Origin of the sequence: Gluconobacter sp. P1D12_c (assembly GCF_018812105.1) — a bacterium.
GTDB lineage: Bacteria > Pseudomonadota > Alphaproteobacteria > Acetobacterales > Acetobacteraceae > Gluconobacter > Gluconobacter oxydans_A.
Window position 1 is genome coordinate 1 of the sequence record NZ_JACSIQ010000042.1, and the last position, 2731, is coordinate 2731.

Annotated in this window: 1 protein-coding gene; it reads left to right on the top strand. The window is 41.1% G+C overall.

Going from position 1 to position 2731, the window contains the following annotated elements; all coding sequences use genetic code 11:
* Positions 1-310: 310 nt before the first annotated feature.
* On the top strand, positions 311-2443 hold the full coding sequence (locus tag KP705_RS15255; RefSeq protein ID WP_215764759.1) for a hypothetical protein: 2133 nt from the start codon (positions 311-313) through the stop codon (positions 2441-2443).
* Positions 2444-2731: the final 288 nt, after the last annotated feature.

Genomic DNA, 2731 nt, shown 5'->3' on the forward strand with positions numbered 1-2731 from the left:
TTGAACGCGAGCGCGTAGTCATCCAGGGGGGCAGTCCCCGATCTGCTCAAAACGCAGAGCGAAAGCGACCCAAGGAACCGTCAATCAAATCGCCAAAAGCTTGAAATCACGAACCAAGCACATCAATCAAGGGTTCTTCGATCCCTCTACCTCTCCTTATAGGCCCTAGAAAGTTTTTCGAACCCTTGAAGTCGGCTTGTTCCAAAATCTAATATGCTCTTATATAAGAACACATTTCATTTTTTCCTAAGCAGGAAATAAGATAATTAAGATTTAGATAATATAGTTCGAATTTATTATAAGGTGCTCCATGAGTTTTTTGCGCAAATTAGGAAAAACCATAATAATATTAGCTATTTTTTTATTGTATTCACAGAAGAGTTATTCGTTTAATGAATTCTTATCCAAAGAATCAAATTCTATTTTTGAAGAAATCAAGGGGTTTATTCAATATTCTACCGCTGGTATCGCTTTTGGTGCTACCCATTCTGATGCCAAGAGCTCTATAAATTCTATCTCAAATACACATGGACCCTCTGTGATTGGCCGAAAAACGGTACCTACTCTTCACCTCGACAGTCCATTGGTCCCATTAGGAGATATGCTAAATGTTGGCAGAACGACATTTACATCCATGGTAGATGGACAACCTATCGTTCGTATATCTGGTGCACACCGCCAAGCAAATCCGCCAAATGAAGATTGGTGGACGGATCCGGACGGCGTTGTAATCGGAGGATTTTCTGAAGGCAGAGGATCACATATGATTATAACATGTCAAGATGAAGGGGGTATGAACCTTGGTGCCTGTTTGAGTATATGGAACTCAAATTCGTCCTATACTGGAAATAGACCAGGAATCAGCCCGACCACCGGAAATCAAATGGCTTCTTACGGAACTTTTGACTCTGTTGTTGAAGATATAGGAACGAAGAGTAGTCCGCCAAAACTCGTTTTTGGATCAAGAATTTCAGATGAAACTGGGACGAAAAGAAGTATTTACTTTAGTTCTTCAGGGGTTTTTATTTACCCAACCATGGATGACAAACAACGAAGTAAACTGAAACAACATCAAAACATAATCTCGAATGTATCCATGTCTTCCTATGTCAATAGAAAGAATGTATATGGCGCGTATGCAGTTAATGGATTTTCTGGAATGCTGAATAATTGGAGTTTTTCAGTACCATGCCCGTCTAAATTTCAGAATTCAAAATTTTGCGACCGACTAGATGTTGATATGTGGGTTATTCCCGGAGCAGGTAATGTGGCGAAAGGGAACCCACAAAATTATGCGCTAGAGCCTCTGTACCTTGATCGGCATTATGACTTCAGTGCTACGACACCAACTATTTACATAGGTGCGCGTTCAAAACAATTTAATCAGCTTTTAACATGTGAATTGGGTGACTATGATACCGTAAATAATAGAGGGGGAGCGCCACATTCTTTAGTTAGGGAATGTGAAAATGGCGAGTATGATAATGAGCTGCACACGACAACCAGTGGAAAATATCACTTCAATGGTCTAACTATTGGCGTAGATAGCCATGAAAAGGGCTTACAGTGGGTCGATGGAACCCCGCAAACGGATGGCTATAATGCATGGCCAGACAAAGAATCTTGGGGAATTTATCTTGGCGGACAAATTCCAAAACTGCTTGAGTTAAACCCGTTCATATCGAGTTTTGTGCAGTCTATAGCAGGCAACACTATTAACGTTACAAATCCCATATCAACTGGATCGGCGCCGAACAGCACTGCACTAGTAATGAGTTTATTTAAAAACGCCGGTTCTTCGTCTATGATACTGAATCAATGGCAATCATGTGACGCTCCTAGCGGAGCTAAATGTGTAGACTACAGAAACATGTCGTGGCGAGAAGGTCTTAGAGTTGGTGGAACAGTGGGTTCTTTGGATAATGGGATTCCAGGTGCATATGTTAAGTATAGTGGAGATGGATCATATTCTATCTGTAATGCATCTAACCAATGTAATATGTTTTCTAAATTAGGTTATCTATTTAATAATTCAAAAATTATTACACCACTTATTTCAGTAAACAATATAGTAGCAAAAAATAAAAATATAAAACTTATGGATCCGTTGATTGTGAATAAAACGCTTGAATCTATAGGTATGGCTACTTTTGAGGCCGGAGTATCCTTAGGAGCAGGAAAATCCATATCCTTAACAGATATAGATGCTGACAACAATGGTAGGCACAGTCAAGTATCTTTCATTTATAATAAAGGATGGATCATAGGAAGCGGTCAAGGCGAGACGCTCAAAGGCCTCACGGTATCATCATATCGTGAAACGCTTACATCACCTACTTCATCTTCTTCGTGTAAACCAGGCCAATTCACTGACGATACAAACTATCATTATGTATGCGTCGCTACGAACAAGTGGCGTAGGGTAGCGCTAAGCGACTATTGATTTTTGTAGAGGATTAACGCTACAGCGCAACAATCCAGCCAATGCGAAAATCAAGATTTTCTCAGAAAGCAGAGCGAATGCGACCACGGCAGCCATCAATTAAAGCGCCAAGAATAAGAAATCAGCACAAAGTGGAGGGATCGAAGAACCGTTGGTTGATGTGCCTTGGTTCGTGATTTCTGGCTTTTGGCGATTTGATTGACGGTTCCTTGGGTCGCTTTCGCTCTGCGTTTTGAGCAGATCGGGGACTGCCCCCCTGGATGACTACGCGCTCGCGTTCAACCTTGC

What these genes read in the sequence shown, in the direction of transcription:
- KP705_RS15255 (WP_215764759.1), top strand. Translation starts at nt 311, where the DNA reads ATGAGTTTTTTGCGCAAATTAGGAAAAACCATAATAATATTAGCTATT.